The organism is Acidovorax sp. SUPP1855, from assembly GCF_030158955.1.
In the GTDB taxonomy this organism is placed as follows: domain Bacteria; phylum Pseudomonadota; class Gammaproteobacteria; order Burkholderiales; family Burkholderiaceae_C; genus Paracidovorax.
On sequence record NZ_BQXI01000056.1, the window covers coordinates 1 to 19504 of the forward strand.

Sequence of the window (19504 nt, forward strand, 5' to 3'; positions counted from 1 at the left end):
GCAGCGGCCCCACCTGTCCCTAGAATACAAAACGCCCGATGCGGTGCACCGGGCGTCTCTTGCAAGCCAATTACGGCTAGGGTTCAGTCCCGCATAGGTGTCAACCTATTCCAGGACGGGTCACTCGCCATCCGATCGGGCTGCGCCCGATCCATGGCCGGCAGGTGTGTCGGGCCTGGCAGCACTGCCCGGAACCGGACCGCTTTCGCGCCAACGGGCGAAAAGGGGTAGCCACGGGAACAAGTCTGTGGATATTTCCCGCACAACCGGCCACTTGTCCACAGCGAATAGCGATGCGCCGGTTTTGTCCCCGCCGCCGCGACAGCGGGAGCCGGGTGCCGCCCACAAGGTTCACGGCATCGCAAGTCCGTTGATCCGCAACGGAAAAATGCAGTTGTCCACAGAGGGAGGCCGTGCTTACTACGACTACTATGGATTGATAAAGACATTAAGGAGAAGACAGAAAAAACCGTCGCCCGCGGCCCGCCCCGGATGGCGAGGAGGCGTGGCAGAACGAGACGCTCGTGGCGCAGGAAGGCGCCAGAGGCCTTCGGCACAGCGGAGGCAGGGGGAGGGGCCACCCGGCGCATGGAGGGCCGCCCAGCCGCCCGGCAGGGGCCTGCCAGGGGCTGTCAGAGGAAAGAGATCAGACGGGCGCGTTCCGCAGGAAGCGCTCGAGCACGTCGGCCGGCAGCGGTCGGCTGAAGAAATAGCCCTGGTAGAGCTGGCAGCCCGCCTGGGCCAGGCGGTTGCGCTGGGCGCCGGTCTCGACGCCTTCGGCGATGACGTTCAGACCCAGGCTGCGCGAGAGCGCGATGATGGTGTCCACGATGGCCGCATCGTTGGGATCGCTGAGCAGGTCGCGCACGAAGCTCTGGTCGATCTTGAGCTGGTCCAGCGGCATGCGCTTGAGGTAGCTCAGGGAAGAGTAGCCGGTGCCGAAGTCGTCCAGCGAGAAACCCACCCCATGGGCGCGCAGCGCCGACATGGTGGCGATGGTGGTTTCCATGTCGTCCACGAAGAGGCTTTCGGTCAGCTCCAGCTTGAGCTGGTCGGCCGGCGCCCCGGTGAACACCAGCGCACGCACCACGTCGTCCACGAAACCCGCGTGGTGGAACTGGCGCGAGCTCACGTTCACCGCCATGGTGAGGTGCGACAGGGAGGGCTCGTCCTGCCAGCTGGCCAGCAAGGTGCAGGCGGTGTGCAGCACCCAGCGGCCCAGGGGCAGCACGAGGCCGGTTTCCTCGGCCAGGGGGATGAAATCGCCCGGCGGCACCATGCCCCGCTTGGCATGCGGCCAGCGCACCAGCGCCTCCACCCCGACCACGCGGTTCATCGTGTCCACCTGGGGCTGGTAGTGCAGCAGGAATTCCTCGCGGGCGATCGCCGTGCGCAGGTCGTCTTCCAGCGCGGCCCGGGCCGTCACCACGGCCTGCATGCCGGGGTCGAAAAAGCGCAGGGTGTTGCGGCCGGCGGTCTTGGCCTGGTACATGGCCAGGTCCGCCTGCTTGAGCAGCTCGCCCACGGTGGACTGGCCGTCGGTGAACGGGGCGACGCCGATGCTGGGCGTGCTGCGGTACTGGTAGCCGTCCAGGGCATAGGGGGCGCTCAGCACCGACAGGATCTTCTCGCCCACCACGCGGGCGCTCACGGCCAGTTCGTCGGGCCGGGGGCTGAGCGCCTCGATCATCACCACGAACTCGTCGCCGCCCAGCCGCGCCACGGTATCGACGGTGCGCACGCAGGTGTTCAGGCGCTGCGCCACCTGCTGCAGCAGCAGGTCGCCCTTGTCGTGGCCCAGCGTGTCGTTCAGCGTCTTGAAGTTGTCCAGATCGATGAACAGCAGCGCCCCGCCCTGGCGCTGGCGCTGCGCCGTGGCCAGGGCCTGGTGCATGCGGTCCATGAGCAGCATGCGGTTGGGCAGGCCGGTGAGCGAGTCGAAGAACGCCAGGCGCTGGATCTCGCGCTCGGTGGCCTTGCGGTGGCCGATGTCGGTGTGGATGGCCAGGATGGATTCGGGCTGGCCGCCCTCGTCGCGCACCAGGGTCCAGCGGCCTTCCACGTCGATCGCATGCCCGTCCTGGTGGAACTGCACGATCTCGCCCGTCCACTCGCCCTGGGCCAGGGTGGCCTCGGTGGCGCGCAGGAATTCGGTGGCGTTCTGGTAGAGCAGCGTGTCGATGGTGCGGCCCAGCACCTGCGCCTGCGACCAGCCGTACATGCGCTCGGCGCCCTGGTTCCAGAACGTGATGCGGTGCTCCAGGTCGCGCACGATGATCGCGTCGCGGGCCTTGTCCAGCAGCGAGGCCTGGCGCCGGATGTGGGCGTCCGATGCCTGGCGGGCCATTTCGGCGGTGGCGCGCGCCGCGAAGATGCGCAAGGTCGAGGAGACCAGCGCCGGCCGCTCCAGCGGCTCGCGGAAGATCACGAAGATCAGCCCGATGGGCCGCCCCTCGGCATCGCGCAGCTGCTGGCCCACGTAGCTTTGCGCGCCCAGCGCCGCGATGGGCGAGCGCGGGTACAGCTCGCAGACGCCGGACGTCACCACGTATTCGGACTCGGTCGCCAGCCGCAGGCTGGGCGTTCCCTCCAGCGAATACTCGGCATTGGGCTGCACCACGCCGTCCTGCACGCGCGAGAGCGTGACGGCGCGCGGCGGCTGTCCCTCCACCGGCGGCAGCAGCCGCGTGACGCAGCCGGCCTGCGCGCCCAGGGCGTCCGCCATGTTGCTGGCCAGCTGCTTGAAGAATTCGGTCCCGGTGCTGGCCGAGATGGCGGCGGCGGCCTTGAGCACCACGCTCTGCAGGCGCTGCTGGTCCTGGCGGGTGCGCAGGCTCTCGATGCCGAAGGCCAGGTCGTTGGCCAGCTGCTGCAGCAGCTCGGTCTCCTCGGAGCCGATCTCCAGCACTCCGGGCGGGTAAAGGTACAGCAGGCCGAACGAGCGCTCGGCGTTGCGCAGCGGCAGGCTGATCACCGAATGCAGGCCTTGCCGCAGCATGCGCTCGGTCCAGCTGGCGAACGTCGGGTCGAGCCGGATGTCGCGCACGATCACCGGGCGGCCGCTGCGCACCGCCACCCCGGCCGGACCCATGCCGCCCGGCTGGTCGGCCGACCCGCTCAGTTGGAGCCTTTCGATATAGCTGTCGCTGTCCTTGCCTGCGCAGGCGACGGGCTCGATGGTCTGGCGCGCATCGTCGCGCACCATGCCGACCCAGGCCATCCGGTAGCCGCCCACGTCCGTGGCGATGCGGCAGACCTCGCGCAGCAGGTCGGCCTCGGAGGTCGCGCGCACCAGGGATTCGTTGCAGGCGGCCAGCAGCCGCTGGATGCTGCCCACCCGCGCCAGCTCCCGTTCGAGGCGCATGCGCTGCGTGACGTCGGTGGCCAGCACCTGGCGGGCGGGCACGCCGTTGAATTCGATGCCCCCGGCATACACCTCGGTGTCGATCACCGTGCCGTCCTTCTTGCGGTGGCGCCGGTGCACGGCGTCGCGCCGGGCATTGTGGGGAATGGTGTGCGCTTCCCGTATGCGGGCTTCGCGGTTGTCCTGGGGCCACAGGTCAGGCGTGGTCATGCACAGCAGTTCCGCCTCGCTGTACCCGTAGTGGCGCACCATGGCCCGGTTGACGGCCAGGATGCGCAGGGTGCCCAGCTCGTACACCCACATGGGCTGCGGGTGCGCATCGAACAGCAGGCGGTACTGCTGCTCGGACGCGTGCAGCTGCGCGGCATAGCGCCGCAGCTGCACCACGGCGCCCAGCGACTCGGCCAGGATCTGCACGTGCGCCAGGTGGCGCTGCGAGAACGACGCCAGCGGGTCGCCGTTGACCTTGAGCATGCCCACCACCGCGTCGCCCGCGCGCACCGGCGCCGCGATGAAGGCCACCGGCCCCGGCTCGCACAGGGCGGCCGAGGGCATGGCCTGCGCGACGGCCGGCTGGCTGCAGACGGTCTCGCCCGCGTCGATGCGGTGCCACAGCTCGTAGCCTTCCAGCGGGCGCACGTCGTTCAGCGGCACAGCGCGCATGCCGGTGCTGGCCTGCACCCGGACTTTGTCGCCTTCGCGCATCACCACCATCGCACCGCCGGCATCGGACAGTTCCATCGCGGTGCGGGCCACCAGCTGCAGCACCTCGTCCATGGACAGTTCGAGCGACGAAATCTTCTGCTGCACGCGCACCAGCTCGGCGTGGGTGCGGGCCTCGTCCTTGGCCTGCAGCGCGCTGTCCTTTTGCGCGCTGATGTCGGTCATGCCGCCCACCATGCGGATCGCACGGCCTTCGGCGTCGCGGATCACGAAGCCGCGGTCCTGCACCCAGGCGTAGCTGCCGTCGTAGCGGCGAAAGCGGTATTCCTCGGCCCAGTGCTTGGCCGTGCCCTCGATCGCCGCGTGGATGCTCTCCAGCACCGCGTCGCTGTCTTCCGGGTGCAGGCGCAGCGTCCACGACGTGCTGTCGTGCGGCAGGGTCTGCATGGGCACGCCGAACAGCGTCTGCATGCCCTCGTTCCACCACATGGAGTCGTCGTGCAGGTTCCAGTCCCAGATGGCGTCGGCCGTGGCGCGGGCCACCAGGTGAAAGCGCTCGTCGCTGGCGGCCCGCTCGGTGGCCATGCGCGCCTGGTTGCGCTGGCTGCGGCGCAACTCCAGCAGGGCGATGGCCTGCCCGGCCACCGCGCGCAACGATTCGAGCTGGGGCGGCTGCAGCACGCACGGCTCGGTGGACATCACCACCACGGCGCCCAGCACCCATTTCTCCGCGGTGATCAGCGGCATGCAGGCCACGGCGCGCACGCGCGGCCCGGCGATCACCAGCGGATGGCGGCGCAGCGTGGAATGGGCGTGGGTGTCCTGCACCTGCACCACCCGGCCGTCCACCGCCAGGGCGCACAGCGGGTGGGCCGCATCCAGCGACTGCAGTTCGATGCCGGTGCTGGCCTTGAACCACTCGCGCCCCTGGTCGATGAAACCGATCGCCGCCATGGGCATGCCGCACAGGCGGGCGGCCAGCCGGGTCAGCTGATCGAACGCCTCCTCCGCCGGGGTGTCCAGCACCGCGCAGGCACGCAGCGCCTCCAGGCGTTTGCCCACGGGCGCAACCTTGGGCGGCACGCTCAGAAGGCCAGCGGACGGGAAAGTGGCCGTTGGCATGGGTCGGTAGGCGACAGCACCTGCATGGGATTCGGGCGGATCGGGATCTGCGGCGGCAAATGACTACAAAAAGTAACGGTCAATGCTACACCGGCACCGCGACGGCCGGTGTTGCTTCCTGGCCCTATCGGGCCTGGCGCCGTTCGCGTACCGCCTGCGCCAGGCCCTGCAGCACCGGCACCGTCTGCGCCATGCTGATGCAGGCGTCGGTCACCGACACGCCGTGCGCCAGGGGCTGGCCGGCGACGATGTCCTGCCGGCCTTCCTGCAGGTGGCTCTCGATCATCAGGCCCACGATGCGATGGTCGCCCCCGGCCACCTGCCCGGCGACGTCGGCCGCCACGTCGATCTGGCGGCTGTGCTGCTTGCTGCTGTTGGCATGCGACACGTCGACCATCACCTGCGCGCGCAGCCCCGCCGCCTGCAGCAGCTGGCAGGCAGCGTCCACGGACGGCGCCGCGTAGTTGGGCTGCTTGCCGCCGCGCAGGATCACGTGGCAGTCGTTGTTGCCGCGCGTCTCGAAGATGGCGGACTGGCCCATCTTGGTCATGCCCATGAAGGCATGCGGCGCCTGGGCCGCCAGGATGGCGTCGCTGGCCACCTTCACGCCGCCGTCGGTGCCGTTCTTGAAGCCCACCGGGCACGACAGGCCGCTGGCCAGCTGGCGGTGGCTCTGGCTTTCGGTGGTGCGCGCCCCGATCGCGCCCCAGCTCACCAGGTCGCTGATGAACTGCGGGCTGAGCAGGTCGAGGAATTCGGTGCCCACCGGCAGGCCCAGCGCCAGGATGTCCAGGAGCAGCGCGCGGGCCATCTCCAGCCCCTCGTTGATGGCGAAGCTGCCGTCCAGGTGCGGGTCGTTGATGTAGCCTTTCCAGCCGACGGTGGTGCGGGGCTTTTCGAAATACACGCGCATCACGACCAGCAGGTCCTGCGACAGCGCGTCGGCCTGCGTTTTGAGCTGGCGGGCGTATTCCATGGCCTGCCCGTGGTCGTGGATCGAGCAGGGCCCCACCACCACGACCAGCCGGTCGTCCTGGCCGTGCAGCACGCGCGAGATCGCCGCGCGGCTGGTCTCGACCAGCTGCAGCGCGCCGGGCGGCGTGGGCAGCCATTCCTGCAGCAGCGCAGGCGTGATCAGCGGGCGCACGGCCTTGATGCGCGTGTCGTCGATGCGGGTCGTGTCGTGGGTGGAGAGCGGGGTGGCGGTGCGGTGCACGTGGGGGGTGGGTGGGGTCGTCATGGCGGCGATTGTCGCGCGCCGCCCGCCGCTGCCCCTCGGCCCCGCTCAGGGCCGGCGGAAGGTGGTTTTCTGCCGTGACCAGTAGCGCGAATCGAGCCGGTCCATGCGCACCTCGCCGCCGGTGGAGGGCGCGTGCACGAAGCGGCCCTCGCCCACGTAGATGCCCGCATGCGTCGGCCGGCCCGCGCCGAACACCACCAGGTCGCCCGTGCGCAGGTCGCCGCTGTCCACCGGCAGCCCGAAGTCGCTCAGCTGCGCCACGGTGCGCGGCGGGGCGATGCCCGCGCGGCTCTTGTACACATAGCCGATGAGGCCGCTGCAGTCGAATCCGCCCTCGGGCGTGTTGCCGCCATAGCGGTACGGCGTGCCCACCAGCCCCAGCGCATGGATGGCGATGTCGCTCGACTGGTCGGGCGACAGCTGCGAATACGTCACGCTGGTGCGCGGCGAACGCGGCTGTGGCGTGGTGCCGCAGCCGGCCAGCAGCAAGGCGGCGGACAACAGTGCAAGGCAGAGGGAGGCACGCATGCGCCGAGGGTAACGGATGTGCTGCGGCACCAGGCGCGCGAGCGTGGATGTCAGCGGGGCGATGCGTCCGCCGGTGCCGCCGGCCCCGCGCCCGCCTTGTGCAGCAGGTGTTCCGCCAGCGTTTCGTACAGCGGGCGCACCAGCATGCGCGACACCAGGCTGGCCAGCATGGCCGAGGTCATCAGGCTCAGCACCATGGCATGGCCGTCCACCATCTCCATCACGATGATGAAGGCCGTGAGCGGCGCCTGCGTGACCGCCGCCAGGAAGGCCGCCATGCCCATGGCGATCAGGGCCGGGGCGATGTCCGCGCCGGTCAGCAGCGAGATGTTGTGCCCCACCCCCGCACCGATCGACAGCGCCGGCGCGAAGAAGCCGCCGGGCACGCCGCACCAGGCCGTGAGCCAGGTGGCGATGAATTTCAGCGTGACATAGAACGCCGGGACATCGGCCTGCCCCGCCAGCATGTGCTTGACCGCCTCGGAGCCGGCGCCGAAGGTGGCACCGCCCGTGGCCAGGCCGATCACCGCCACCGCCAGACCGCCCGCCGCCGCGAAGCGCACCGGGAACCGGGCGCGCCACTGGTTGAGCCGGCCCGGCGCACCGGTGAGCGAGGCGGTGATGAGCTTGGCGAACAGGCCGCCCAGCACGCCGCACACCAGGGCCACGCCCAGGCCAGGCAGCAGCGCGTCCCAGCCCAGGCGGGGCACGCGGATCACCCCGAAATACGTCAGGTTGCCGAAGAAGGACACACCCATCAGCCCGGCCAGCACGATGGCCGCGATGATCAGCCCGCTGCTGCGGGATTCGAGCTTGCGCGACAGCTCCTCGATCGCGAACACCACGCCCGCCAGCGGCGCATTGAACGCCGCGGCGATGCCGGCGGCCCCGCCCGCCACCAGCAGCGCATGGCTGGTGATGCCCGAACGCGGCCCGAGCCAGCGCTGCGCGTGCTGCATCACGCCCGCCGCGACCTGCACCGACGGGCCCTCGCGGCCCATGGAAAGCCCGGCCAGAAAGCCCGCGCTGCCCAGCAGCACCTTGCCCAGCGACATGCGCAGCGAGACGAAGTAGCCGCGCTGGCCGGGCGGCAGGCCCGGCTCCAGCGCCGCCATCACCTGCGGAATGCCCGAGCCCGCGGCCCCGGGGACGAAGCGGCGCGTGGCCCACACGATGGCGGCCGTGAGCGCCGGGGTCCACAGCAGCACGGCCCAGCCGCCCTGCCAGTGCAGCACCTGCTCGAAACGTGCGAACGCCCATTCCCCCAGGACCGTGAACGCCACCACGAAAAGCCCGGCCGCCGCGGCGTAGGCCAGCACGATCGCGCGCTCCACCCACCGCCAGCCGTCCGCGAACTCCTGCCGCAGGTTGTGAAGAAAGTCGGGTTCGCGATGCATGGGAAATGGCCAGGGCAGGCTGTGGAACAAGGCGTTTTGATTGTGGCACGGGCTTGTCGCACGGCCGGTCCGCGAACGGGGCGAATCGGGCACAATCGACGGCTCCCCGCGGCCCCTGACAGGCCGCGCAGGCCGTAGTGCCTTCTCTCCACCATTCTCTACAGGCCCTTACACCATGGCATCCGTCAACAAAGTCATCATCGTGGGCAATCTCGGGCGCGATCCCGAAATGCGCACCTTCCCCAGCGGCGACCAGGTCGCCAACGTCACCATCGCCACCACCGACCGCTGGCGCGACAAGAACACCGGCGAGAACAAGGAAGCCACCGAGTGGCACCGCGTGGTGTTCAACGGCCGCCTGGCCGAAATCGTCGGCCAGTACCTGCGCAAGGGCTCGCAGGTCTATGTAGAAGGCAGCCTGCGCACCCGCAAGTGGACCGACCAGGCCGGCCAGGAAAAATTCACCACCGAAATCCGCGCCGACACCATGCAGATGCTGGGCAGCCGCCAGGGTATGGGCGGCGGCCAGGGCGGCGGTGGCGGCTACGAAGACAGCGGCTATGGCGGCGGTGGCAACGACGGCGGCTACGACAACAGCGCCCCGCCCGCTCCGGCACGCCGCCCGGCACCGGCACCAGTCCAGCGCCCTGCCGCGCCCGCACCCCGCCCGGCACCGGCGCCCGCCGCCCAGGCCCCGCGCGCGGCCTCGGGCTTCGACGACATGGACGACGACATTCCGTTCTGAAGCCGTTGCGCCGTCGTGGCCCATGAAAGGCCTGTCTTCGCAAGGAGACAGGCCTTTTTCGCACCTTTTTCGCGCGGGGTGCCGGGCTACCGACGGGCCGCTTTCTTCAGGCGGCTTCCTTGCCCGCGCCTTCCTTTTCCTCGCCGGCCGGCTCCGTTTTCCACAGGCCCCGCACGTTCATCGCCGCCAGGCAGCACTGCAGCGCCATGAGCGCCCAGGCGCGGGTGTGCCATCCCCAGGCCAGCCACAGCACGTTGCTGCCGAGAAAGACCCAGAACCCGGCATTGCGCCGCGCTGGGTGCGTGGAGGCGACCAGCCAGGCCGCCAGCACCGACACCGCGAATGCCGGCCATTGCAAAAGGCCGAGCCAGTCGTCCATCGCACTCAGGCGCCCACGGCCTGCAGCAGCTTCTGGTTGAACGCCGGAATGTCGTCGGGCTTGCGGCTGCTGACCCATTGCCCCTCGACGTGCACGGTTTCGTCCACCCAGGTGGCGCCGGCGTTGCGCAGGTCGGTGGCCAGGCTGGGCCAGCTGGTCAGGGTCTTGCCGCGCACCAGGCCAGCGTCCACCAGCAGCCAGGCGCCATGGCAGATCACGGCGATGGGCTTGCCGGCCTGGTCGATGGCCTGCACGAAGGCCTGGGCCTTCGCGTCCGTGCGCAGGGTGTCGGCGTTGAGCACGCCGCCGGGCAGCAGCACGGCATCGAACCGGGCGGGATCGGCCTGGTCGAGGGTGCCGTCCACCGCGAAGGTGTCGGCCTTTTCGTCGTGGTGGAAGCCCTGCACCTGGCCGGCCTTCGGGGCGATGATCCGGGTGGCGATGCCGGCCTTTTGCAGCGCGTCGCGCGGGCCGGTCAGCTCGACCTGTTCGAAGCCGTCGGTCACGAGGATGGCGACGGTGCGGGCGCTGGCGGCGGGAGAGGATGCGGTCATGGGTGGGGGTCCTTTCAAAGGCCACCAATCTAGGGGCCGTGGTGCCCGTGGCGTGTCGGCCAACTGCCATCGCGGCGCAGGACATCGGCCTGCATGGCGGTCGTCAGCCGCGACCGCGCCAGCGCTCGATGCCCTCGAACACCGCCATGCCGGCCAGCAGGGCGGCCACGAACCACACGCCGTCCGGCACCCCCATGCCCAGCAGCACCAGGGCCGGGCCGGGGCAGATGCCGGCCAGCCCCCAGCCGATGCCGAACAACGCGCTGCCGCCCACAAGCCGCGCGTCGGTGCCGTGCGCGGCGGGCCACTGCAACGGTGTGCCGCGCAGCGTGGTGCCCCGGCGGCGCGCCATCGTGAACGCCACCAGGGCCACGCCCACGGCGCCAGCCATCACCAGGGCGAGCGACGGGTCCCAGGACCCCGCGATGTCCAGGAACCCCAGCACCTTGGCCGGGTCGGCCATGCCGGACACCAGCAGCCCCAGCCCGAAGACCAGGCCCGCGGCAAAGGCGATCAGAACGGTCATGGCGCGTTCCCTCCGTTCAGGCCAGGTGCCGCAGCACGAAGACGGTGCCCATGCCGGCCGCCATGAAAACCAGCGTGGCCGCCAGTGAGCGCACCGACCAGCGCGACAGTCCGCACACGCCGTGGCCGCTGGTGCAGCCTGCCCCGTAGCGCGTGCCCACGCCCACCAGCAGGCCCGCGGCGATGAGCAGGCCCGGGCCGGCGTCGATGCGCACTGCCGGCAGGGGTGCGGCCAGTGCATAGGCCAGCGGCGCCGCGATCAGGCCCGCGACGAAGGCCACGCGCCAGGCCCGGTCGCCGCGCCGGGGCCGCAGCAGGCCGCCCACCACGCCGCTGATGCCGGCGATTCGCCCCGCCAGCAAGAAAAAGCCCCCGGCCGCCAGGCCGATGAGCGCGCCGCCCGCCAACGCGGTGCCGGGGGTGAAGGCGTTCCAGTCGATGGCCATGGGGTTCACTCCTTGGGGCAATACAGGCGGTACAGCACCGCCAGGATCTCGAGCAGCGCGGCGTCGGCCACGCGGTAGTGGATGTTCTTGCCCTCGCGCCGGGTCTCCACCACGCCCTGGGTGCGCAGCACGCCGAGCTGCTGCGACAGCGTGGGCTGCTGGATGCCCAGACGTGCCTGCAGGTCGCTCACGCACTGCTCGCCCTGCGACAGCTGGCACAGCAGCAGTAGCCGGTCTTCGTTGGCCAGGGTCTTCAGGGCCGAGACGGCCTGGCTGGCCGCCTGGCGCAGGCGCTCGGGGTCGATGGGGGTGGGGTCCATGGGAAGATCGATGCAAAAGCCGTCACAAGGCCACCGAAAGGCCGGCGTTGGATTCAATATATCAAATAACATAATATCTGTGGAAAGATTGTTGTCCGCTGAACCGCCTGAAAGGCCGCCCGCCATGCCCCGCACCACTTCCCTCCAGTCGTTCTTCGATCCCGCCACGGGCACGGTAACCCACCTCGTGTGGGATCTGGCGACGCGGTGCGCGGCCATCATCGATCCGGTGCTCGACTTCGATGCCGCCGCGGGCCGCACCGCCACCCGCTCGGCCGATGGGGTGCTGGCCTGCGCGCACGAGCGGGGGCTCACGGTGCAGTGGATCCTGGAGACCCACGTGCATGCCGACCACCTGTCGGCCGCGCCGTACCTGAAGGCGCAGGCGGGGGGCCGCATCGCGGTGGGCGAGCACATCCGCGCGGTGCAGGCCGCCTTCGGCCGGCTCTTTCCCGCCGAAACCGGCGCCGCGGACGGCAGCCCGTTCGACCATCTGGTGCGCGATGGCGAAACGCTGCGGCTGGGCGACACGCCCGTCACGGCCCGGTGGGTGCCGGGGCACACGCCGGCCGACATGGCCTACCTCGTGGACGGCGCGGCCTTCGTGGGCGACACGCTCTTCATGCCCGACGTGGGCACGGCGCGGGCGGACTTTCCCGGGGGCGATGCGGCCACGCTCTACCGTTCCATCCAGCGGCTGCTGGCGCTGCCGGGCGACACGCGCCTGTTCGTGTGCCACGACTACCCACCGGCCGGGCGCGCGCCGCAATGGGAGACCACCGTGCAAGCGCAGCGCGAACACAACATCCACGTGGGCGGCGGCGTGGCCGAGGCGGATTTCGTCGCCCTGCGCCGCGCGCGCGACGCCACGCTGGGCGCGCCGACGCTGCTGCTGCCCTCCCTGCAGGTCAACGTGCGCGCCGGGCAACTGCCGCCCCCTGAGGCGAACGGCATCGCCTACCTGCGCATTCCGCTGAATGCGTTCGGGACGCCGCCGGCCGCCTGAGCCCGGGCGTAGTCGGGCCGTGCGGGATCGCTCCTACCTGGTAACAGGTGCCGCGCCCACTGCCCCGGCGCTGGCACGGGGCGAAGCTGTGGGCATCCGGCGCACCGTTGCACGGACCGCGTCCCCACCGACCGACCCAAGGAGCCTGCCATGCGCACCCCCATCGTTCCCGACACCGCCATCGACCCCACCGACGATCCCACGGCCGAAATGCCGGAAGGCGACGACATCAACGACCACCTGGAAGCCGAGCAGGACGTTTCGGACGGCATCGAGGACATCTCGGTGCAGGCCTTCGACGACCCGCGCAGCGGCGGCCCGCTGAACTTCGACGACGGCACCGACATGGCCCACCCCCGCGGCAAGACCGGCCGCGACGGCGGCACCTGGGAGGCCGAGGGCAGCGACAGCGGCGACCTGGAGCCACCGGCCGAGATGCTCTCCGACCGCAATGGCCCGAGCGACCCGGACGCCAAGCGCAACGGCTGACGCGGCGCGGCAGCGCAGCAAAAAACAAAAAAGGGCGCTCGTGCGCCCCTTTCTGTTTTGCTATTAAAAATATAGCGATATGCCCTAGTGGAACATGCGGTCGCGGCCAAAAAGGCTTCAAGCGCCTGACGTCGAGGCCGCCGCCGGTTCTACGGCCCCGTTCAGTGCACCACCATCAGGTGGAAGGGCCAAACGTACGCCTGCAGCGTCACGTACAGCCCCACCAGGCAGGCCAGCGCGATGGAGTGGAAGAACACGTAGCGCAGGATGTCGCCCTCGTGGTTGAACCAGCGGGTGGCCGTCGATGCCACCACGATCGACTGCGCATCGATCATCTTGCCCATCACCCCGCCCGAGCTGTTGGCCGCGCCCATGAGGTTGGGCGACAGGCCCAGTTGCTCGGCGGCGACCTTCTGCATGCCGCCGAACAGCACGTTCGAGGCCGTGTCCGAGCCGGTGAGCGCCACGCCCAGCCAGCCCATCAGCGTGCCGAAGAACGGGTAGAACACGCCCGTGTTGGCGAACGCCAGCCCCAGCGTGGTGTCGGTGCCCGAATAGCGCGTGAGCGTGCCCAGGGCCAGCATGAGCACGATGGTCAGCAGCGAAAAGCGCACCAGCCACACTGTCTTGAAGAACGTGCGCACGATGGCGACCGGGTTGTATTTCATGAAGAACGCGCTCACCACCGCCGACAGCAGGATGGCGGTGCCGGTGGCCGACAGCAGGTTCAGCGTGTACACCGCGCCCTCCTTGGTGGGCGTGGGCACCACGGGCGGCACCTTCTCGATCAGGTTGTGCAGGCCGGCCATGGGGAAGGCGGGCGCGAACAGGCCGTTGAGCCAGGCCTTGACCGGCGGCAGGCCCCAGATGAACACGAACACCGACAGGATGACCCAGGGCGTCCAGGCGGCCACCAGCGCGGCGCGGCTGTGCGCGGTGACGGGCTGGGGCGGCTTGGCCTCCGAGGCGCTCACGTCGCGCCCGCGCAGCGAGGCCGAGGTCCACACCGTCTTGGGCTTCCACACGCGCAGGAACGCCACCAGCGAAGCCATGGAGACGATGGCGGCGATGATGTCCACCAGCTCGGGACCGATGAAGTTGGACACCAGGTACTGGGGCACGGCGAAGGACACCGCCGTCACCAGGATGGCGGGCCAGATCTCCCACATGCCCTTGCGGCCCGCGAAGGCCCAGATCAGCCAGAACGGCACCAGCAGCGAGAAGAACGGCAGCTGCCGCCCCACCATCGCCGTCACCTCCATCAGGTCGTAGCCGTGTACCTTGGCCAGCGTGATGACCGGCGTGCCCAGCGCCCCGAACGCCACCGGCGCCGTGTTGGCGATGAGCGACAGGCCCGAGGCGGCCAGCGGCGAAAAGCCCAGCCCGATCAGGATGGCCGCCGTCACCGCCACTGGGGTGCCGAAGCCCGCCGCGCCCTCGAAGAACGCGCCGAAGCTGAAGGCGATCAGCAGCAGCTGGATGCGCCGGTCGCCGGTGATGCCCGAGAGCGAATCCTGCAGCACCTTGAAGCTGCCGTTCTGCTCGGTCAGCTGGTGCAGGAAGATGATGTTCAGCACGATCCAGCCGATGGGCAGCAGGCCGGTGAAGCCGCCGTACAGCGCCGCCCGCCCGGCCATGTCGGCCGGCATGCCGTAGGCGAAGATGGCCACCAGCAGCGCCGCGACCAGGCCCAGCCCGGCCGCGATGTGCGCCTTGATGTGAAAGAAGCCCAGCGCGGCGAGCATCACGACCACCGGGATCGCGGCCAGCGCGGTGGAAATGATCATGTTGCCGAACGGGTCGTAGATTTGCTGCCAGGTCATGGATTTGTCTCCGGTGTTCTATCGGTGTGCGGACCGCGGGGCCCCGTGCCGCGGCCCTCTGCCGGGACCTGCGCCGGCCCACTGTAGAAATTTGCGAAGCGCGCGGCGTGAAAAACCTTCGCGGCCCGCGTGAAGGCTTTTCAAACCGTGTCAGTTCCGTGTCAGCCGCTGCGCCCGCAGGGGCTGCGCCCCGCCGTCCCGGGGCGCCCGGCGCCCGTCAGGGGCCGTCGTGCAGCGCCTGGCGCAGCCAGTCCACGAAGGCCGCGCACTCCCAGCGATCGAGCGCACCGGCCTTCCAGCACAGGAAATAGTCGTGTGGCGACGGCAGGCTGTCGCGCGACAGGCGCACGAGCTGGCCGCTCTCCAGCCAGGGCTGGCCCGCGCGCAGGCGCAGCAGCGCCACGCCGAAGCCGGCCACCGCTGCGTCCCAGGCCATGCCCAAATCGTTGAACTGGCTGCCCACCACCGGCTCGGGCTGGGCGATGCCCACGGCCTTGAACCAGGTGCGCCAGGGCTCCAGCGCGCAGCGGATGAAGCGCACGCGCGCCGCCGCCTCTTCCGTCGCCAGGCCGTCCAGCGGACCGGTCTCGGCCAGGTATTCGGGGCTGCACACCGGCGTGATGCGGTCGGCGAAGAGCTGCACCGATTCGCGGTCGGGAAAGTGCCCGGTGCCGAAGCGCACCTCCACGTCGGCCTCCTCGGCCATCATGTGGTGCACCGGCAGCGACACCTGCAACTGCAGCTCGATGTCCGGGTAGGCATGGCGGAACTGCGCGATGCGCGGCAGCAGCATCTGGCGCGCGAAGGTCGGCGTCACGCCCAGGCGCAGGCGCGTCGCCTGGCCCACGCCCAGGGTGCCGGGCACGTGCTGCAGCGCGGCGATGGCCTCGCGCACCCGCTCTAGGTAGGCAGCGCCGGCGGGCGTCAGGCTGAAATCGCCGCGCGCGAAGAGCTTGACGGCCAGCAGCGTCTCCATCTGGCGGATGCGGTGGCTCACCGCGCTGGGCGTCACGCTCATCTCCTCGGCCGCGTGCGTCACGCTGCGCAGCCGCGCCAGCGCCTCGAACGCCAGCAGGCCCTGGATCGGCGGAATGCGCGGCGGGGCCATGCGTGCGGCGGGCCCGTCAGGCGACGGTGGTGGCCGACGCAATCACGCCGCCCCCGAGGCACACCTCGCCGTCGTACAGCACGGCGGACTGGCCCGGGGTGACGGCCCACTGCGCGTCGGGAAATTCCAGCGCGAAGCCGCCGTCCGGCAGCGGATCGATGCGGCAGGGCGCATCGGCCTGCCGGTAGCGCGTCTTGGCCGCCAGCAGGCCGGCGGCGGGCGGCGCGCCGGCCACCCAGCTCGCATCGCCCGCCTGCAGCGTGTGCGACTGCAGCCAGGGGTGGTCATGGCCCTGCACCACGCGCAGCACGTTCTTGTCCAGGTCCTTGCGCGCGACGAACCAGGGGGCGTGGTCCCCGCTGCCCCGCTGCGCGCCCTTTTCCTTCACGCCGCCGATCCCCAGGCCCTGGCGTTGGCCCAGCGTGTAGAAGCTCAGGCCCTGGTGGCGGCCCAGCGTGCGCCCGCGCTCGTCCTGGATCGGCCCCGCCGCATGGGCGATGTAGCGGTTCAGGAACTCGCGGAAAGGCCGCTCCCCGATGAAGCAGATGCCGGTGGAGTCCTTCTTCTTGGCATTGGGCAGGCCGATCTCTTCGGCGATGCGGCGCACCTCGGTCTTGTGCAGCTCGCCCACGGGAAACAGCGTCTTCGACAGCTGCGCCTGGTTCAGGCGGTGCAGGAAATAGCTCTGGTCCTTGGACGGGTCCAGGCCTTTGAGCAGTTCGAACAGGCCGCTCCCCGGGTTCTGCCGCACCCGCGCGTAATGGCCGGTCGCGATCTTCTCGGCGCCCAGGCGCATGGCGTGGTCCAGGAAGGCCTTGAACTTGATCTCGGCGTTGCACAGCACGTCGGGGTTGGGCGTGCGGCCGGCCTGGTACTCGCGCAGGAACTCGGCGAACACGCGGTCCTTGTACTCGGCGGCGAAGTTCACGTGCTCGATCTCGATGCCGATCACGTCGGCCACGGCGGCCGCATCCACGAAGTCGATGTTGGAGGAGCAGTATTCGCTGTCGTCGTCGTCTTCCCAGTTCTTCATGAAGATGCCGACGACCTCATGGCCCATGGCTTTCAGCAGATGGGCGGTGACCGCGGAATCCACGCCGCCGGACAGGCCGACGACGACGCGGTGCTTGGGGGTTGCTGTCATGGCCGGGATTGTATTTTTTATGCCGCCGCGGCCGGGGGCGTGCCGGCAGAACGCTCCAGGACCGGCAGGGCATGTTGCAAGGCCCTGTGCCGGCATGAGAGGGGTTTCATGCAAAAAGTGCAACCGAGAACCGATTTCAGAGCCTTGCAGACAGACCAACAGGGCTTTGAAACAGGTTTCGGTGCATCGGAAAGTGCGAAAACTTCAGGTAACGTAATTAATTGTTTATATTGGCGTCCGGCAACGGGAAGCCGGTCGTGGTGACGCGGTGTCACGGTGGGGCCAGCCCCCTGTCGACGGGTGATGCCCTACGCAGCAAATTGGGCGATGTGGGCTGGCGGCGTCGCCAGCGCACCGTACTAGGACATTGCTATCGAAAGAAGAGCATTACAGGCAATCAAGACGACGAAGTGAAAGAGGTTTCATGCAAAAAACCCAAAAGCCATCTCTCGGAGCGGAGAAAATGCAGGCGCCTTGCGAACGGGAACCGATTTCAAAGCCTTGCGGGCTGGTTGCTAGGGCTTTGAAATCGGGTTTCGATCAAACGGAAAGGAGGGTGAATCTTGAAGGATTTTTTAATGGCGTTTCAATGCGAAAGGGGAATTTATGTGTTTGAACTCTAAGAAAATTCAAATCAAAATTAAAATGAAAAATATAAATTTTATATTGGGATGAAAATGAAACGCAAAACTTTTGGTTACGGCTTATCAGCAAAGCTGGCATTGCCAACAACGCCAGCATCTCCTACACGCCCAGAAGTGACTGAGTTCAAGAAGAAAATTTTTCATGCTTACAAGTTGCTAATTGGCTTCTCTATCGTTTTGGCACTGCTGCTGCCCAGCAATGCCCGGGAAATGAGTTCTCTACTTGCGTCATGGGTTATCTTTGTGCAGCAGGTCATTCCCTATGTGCACTGGGTCGAGCAGAACTCGAAGATTCCTGATTTGGCCTCTGTATGGTTTGCCATCATCTGGCCGTTGATCTTTGTTTACTTGCTGTATTTCATTGTGCAGTTCCCTTATCGATGCGCGCACAGCATGTGGCGGGCTGCTGCGCCATCCGACTGGAAAAATGTACAAGTGGGTTTAATTTTGTTGTTGTTTTCGTGGATGACCTATTGGATTTTTTTTGATAGGCAAGTTGCTCAAGTGAAAAGTGTCACGCAAGGCCATGCACGGTTGATAGAAGCCATCGCGATTGATTCCAGATTGGGGCTTGTACTAGTCAGTCCATGGGTCATTAGCCTATGCCTTGTAATTTGGGCAACTACGCTTGCTTTCACTCTGGGTTTTTGTGGGCGTTTTTTTTGTGTAAATGACGAGAGCGATAAGGAAGATTTGAAGTGACTAATATCACCGTAAACGATGTTGCTGCAACCTATACGCAATGGGTTGGAGCGGCTGCTTCGGGCTGGTCCGGGCGCGCAGGAGTTGTGGTTGAGCATCTGGTGGCAGGTAGCGCAACACAAACGGCGGCTGTCAATGCTTACGTGCAGCAAATTGGCGAGAGCATGCGTAGCTATGCCGCGAAGGCACAGCACTATGCGAATACCGCTACTTCGCTCGGGTCAAGAAGCGTGTATGCCTCGGCAGCGGACTACTATGGCAAAGAGGCCAACAAGTTACTGGACCTAAGCCGTGACGCAGTGGAGCGTTTGAATGACTTCAAGGCGGGCACACAGCAACTGCTCAGTAATCCGTTGCTGAGTGACGTGGCGCGTGCCGCCGGCCCTTTAATAGATGCGATTCAATTGGGAGCATCTGTTCTGACTGACGGTTTTGGAACAGATGCCACCGCGCAAGTAGCCACCGGAATTGTTGCTTCAGAAATGCTGGGATCGTTGGGGGCAATCGCAGGCGCATGGGCTGCAGGCTTCGTCGGTGCTCCACTCATTCTTGGTATTGGTATTGGTATTGGGGTATTTGCCGGTGCTGCGATTGGTAGCTTTTTCGGTGCAGATATATTTGATGGTTTAATAAAACCATTAGCCGAATCTATCCCTGGTAATTGGTGGGACGCTTATTTTGATGCGGGCGGTGCCATCGCAAGCGTGGTGCCAGATGTGTTTTGGAAAGCCCTTTTTTCAACGACGGATAAGATCTCCGATTTAGTTAACGATTTTTTCGGTCGGTCGAGAAACTGGACCGCCCCCCGCGACCCCCTGGTCCTGGACCTGGACGGAGACGGCATCGAAGCCGTCGGCATCGACCCCGCCCGCCCCATCCTCTTCGACCACGATGGCGACGGCACGCGCAACGCCACCGGCTGGATCAAGGGCGACGACGGCTTCGTCGTGCTGGACCGCAACGGCAACGGGGTCATCGATTCCGGGCGCGAACTGTTCGGCGACCAGACCTTGAAACCCGTGGGCAGCGATGGCCGGGCGCAGACCCATGCCAACGGCTACGAAGCCCTGGCTGCGGAAGATGGCAACGGCGACAAGGTGATCGACGCCAACGACGCGGTGTACAGCCAGTTACGCATCTGGAAGGACACCAATCAGGATGGAATCTCCCAGGCGGGCGAGCTGCACACCCTGGCCGACCTGGGCATCGCCCGCATCGGCGTGGCGGGCACCGCCAGCAATGTGAATCTGGGCAACGGCAACACCCAGCCCTTGAGCGGCAGCTTCACCCGCACCAACGGCACCA

At 67.8% G+C, this 19504-nt stretch carries 18 protein-coding genes; 6 read left to right on the top strand and 12 right to left on the bottom strand.

Annotation, left to right across the window (positions count from 1 at the left end):
- Positions 1–646: 646 nt before the first annotated feature.
- From AVMA1855_RS25590 to AVMA1855_RS25605, 4 genes are all read right to left on the bottom strand, one after another.
- Positions 647–5149, bottom strand: coding sequence for an EAL domain-containing protein (locus tag AVMA1855_RS25590; RefSeq protein WP_284427859.1), 4503 nt, complete (start codon positions 5147–5149; stop codon positions 647–649).
- Positions 5150–5273: 124 nt separating this feature from the next.
- Positions 5274–6389 (bottom strand): 3-deoxy-7-phosphoheptulonate synthase, encoded by a 1116-nt coding sequence (locus AVMA1855_RS25595; RefSeq protein ID WP_284427860.1) that lies wholly within the window; start codon positions 6387–6389, stop codon positions 5274–5276.
- Between the two features lie 45 nt (positions 6390–6434).
- Positions 6435–6917, bottom strand: coding sequence for a C40 family peptidase (locus tag AVMA1855_RS25600; protein ID WP_284427861.1), 483 nt, complete (start codon positions 6915–6917; stop codon positions 6435–6437).
- A 50-nt stretch (positions 6918–6967) separates the two neighbouring features.
- The gene (locus tag AVMA1855_RS25605) at positions 6968–8314 is read right to left on the bottom strand and encodes a chloride channel protein (RefSeq protein ID WP_284427862.1); all 1347 of its coding nucleotides are present in this window, start codon (positions 8312–8314) and stop codon (positions 6968–6970) included.
- A gap of 175 nt (positions 8315–8489) precedes the next feature.
- Between AVMA1855_RS25605 and ssb the strand changes: the two genes are divergently transcribed.
- Positions 8490–9059 carry a single-stranded DNA-binding protein gene (gene ssb, locus AVMA1855_RS25610; protein ID WP_272566325.1) on the top strand — a complete coding sequence of 190 codons (570 nt, stop codon included), beginning with the start codon at positions 8490–8492 and terminating at the stop codon, positions 9057–9059.
- 106 nt (positions 9060–9165) lie between these two features.
- Here the strand turns inward: ssb and AVMA1855_RS25615 are convergent, their stop codons facing one another.
- The 5 genes from AVMA1855_RS25615 to AVMA1855_RS25635 form a co-directional block, all read right to left on the bottom strand.
- Positions 9166–9438, bottom strand: coding sequence for a hypothetical protein (locus AVMA1855_RS25615; RefSeq protein ID WP_284427863.1), 273 nt, complete (start codon positions 9436–9438; stop codon positions 9166–9168).
- 5 nt (positions 9439–9443) lie between these two features.
- Entirely contained in the window at positions 9444–9992 is a 549-nt protein-coding gene (locus tag AVMA1855_RS25620; RefSeq protein ID WP_284427864.1) for a type 1 glutamine amidotransferase domain-containing protein, read from the bottom strand.
- 103 nt (positions 9993–10095) lie between these two features.
- Positions 10096–10518: a DUF6691 family protein gene (locus AVMA1855_RS25625; RefSeq protein WP_284427865.1), complete on the bottom strand. Its 423-nt coding sequence runs from the start codon at positions 10516–10518 to the stop codon at positions 10096–10098.
- Between the two features lie 16 nt (positions 10519–10534).
- Entirely contained in the window at positions 10535–10963 is a 429-nt protein-coding gene (locus AVMA1855_RS25630) for a YeeE/YedE family protein (protein WP_284427866.1), read from the bottom strand.
- Positions 10964–10968: 5 nt separating this feature from the next.
- Entirely contained in the window at positions 10969–11283 is a 315-nt protein-coding gene (locus AVMA1855_RS25635) for an ArsR/SmtB family transcription factor (RefSeq protein WP_284427867.1), read from the bottom strand.
- 124 nt (positions 11284–11407) lie between these two features.
- Here AVMA1855_RS25635 and AVMA1855_RS25640 point away from each other — a divergent pair, with 124 nt between their 5' ends.
- Both AVMA1855_RS25640 and AVMA1855_RS25645 read left to right on the top strand, forming a co-directional pair.
- A complete protein-coding gene (locus AVMA1855_RS25640) occupies positions 11408–12289 on the top strand; it encodes an MBL fold metallo-hydrolase (protein WP_284427868.1) in 882 nt (293 codons plus the stop codon).
- 150 nt (positions 12290–12439) lie between these two features.
- Positions 12440–12778 (top strand): serine/threonine protein kinase, encoded by a 339-nt coding sequence (locus AVMA1855_RS25645; RefSeq protein WP_272566318.1) that lies wholly within the window; start codon positions 12440–12442, stop codon positions 12776–12778.
- A 161-nt stretch (positions 12779–12939) separates the two neighbouring features.
- Here the strand turns inward: AVMA1855_RS25645 and AVMA1855_RS25650 are convergent, their stop codons facing one another.
- The 3 genes from AVMA1855_RS25650 to mnmA all read right to left on the bottom strand — a co-directional run bounded on the left by AVMA1855_RS25650 (position 12940) and on the right by mnmA (position 16853).
- Positions 12940–14601, bottom strand: a complete 1662-nt coding sequence (locus AVMA1855_RS25650) for an L-lactate permease (RefSeq protein ID WP_284427869.1) — start codon at positions 14599–14601, stop codon at positions 12940–12942.
- A gap of 217 nt (positions 14602–14818) precedes the next feature.
- Entirely contained in the window at positions 14819–15709 is an 891-nt protein-coding gene (locus AVMA1855_RS25655) for a LysR substrate-binding domain-containing protein (RefSeq protein WP_284427870.1), read from the bottom strand.
- Between the two features lie 16 nt (positions 15710–15725).
- The gene (gene mnmA / locus AVMA1855_RS25660) at positions 15726–16853 is read right to left on the bottom strand and encodes a tRNA 2-thiouridine(34) synthase MnmA (RefSeq protein ID WP_284427871.1); all 1128 of its coding nucleotides are present in this window, start codon (positions 16851–16853) and stop codon (positions 15726–15728) included.
- Between the two features lie 424 nt (positions 16854–17277).
- Here mnmA and AVMA1855_RS25665 point away from each other — a divergent pair, with 424 nt between their 5' ends.
- The 3 genes from AVMA1855_RS25665 to AVMA1855_RS25675 form a co-directional block, all read left to right on the top strand.
- Positions 17278–17469: a hypothetical protein gene (locus AVMA1855_RS25665; protein ID WP_284427872.1), complete on the top strand. Its 192-nt coding sequence runs from the start codon at positions 17278–17280 to the stop codon at positions 17467–17469.
- Positions 17470–17530: 61 nt separating this feature from the next.
- Entirely contained in the window at positions 17531–18199 is a 669-nt protein-coding gene (locus AVMA1855_RS25670; protein ID WP_284427873.1) for a hypothetical protein, read from the top strand.
- Positions 18196–19504 (top strand): SPM autocatalytic domain-containing protein (locus AVMA1855_RS25675; RefSeq protein WP_502870382.1); only part of this gene is annotated, 1309 nt, incomplete at its 3' end. The genes AVMA1855_RS25670 and AVMA1855_RS25675, both read left to right, overlap by 4 nt.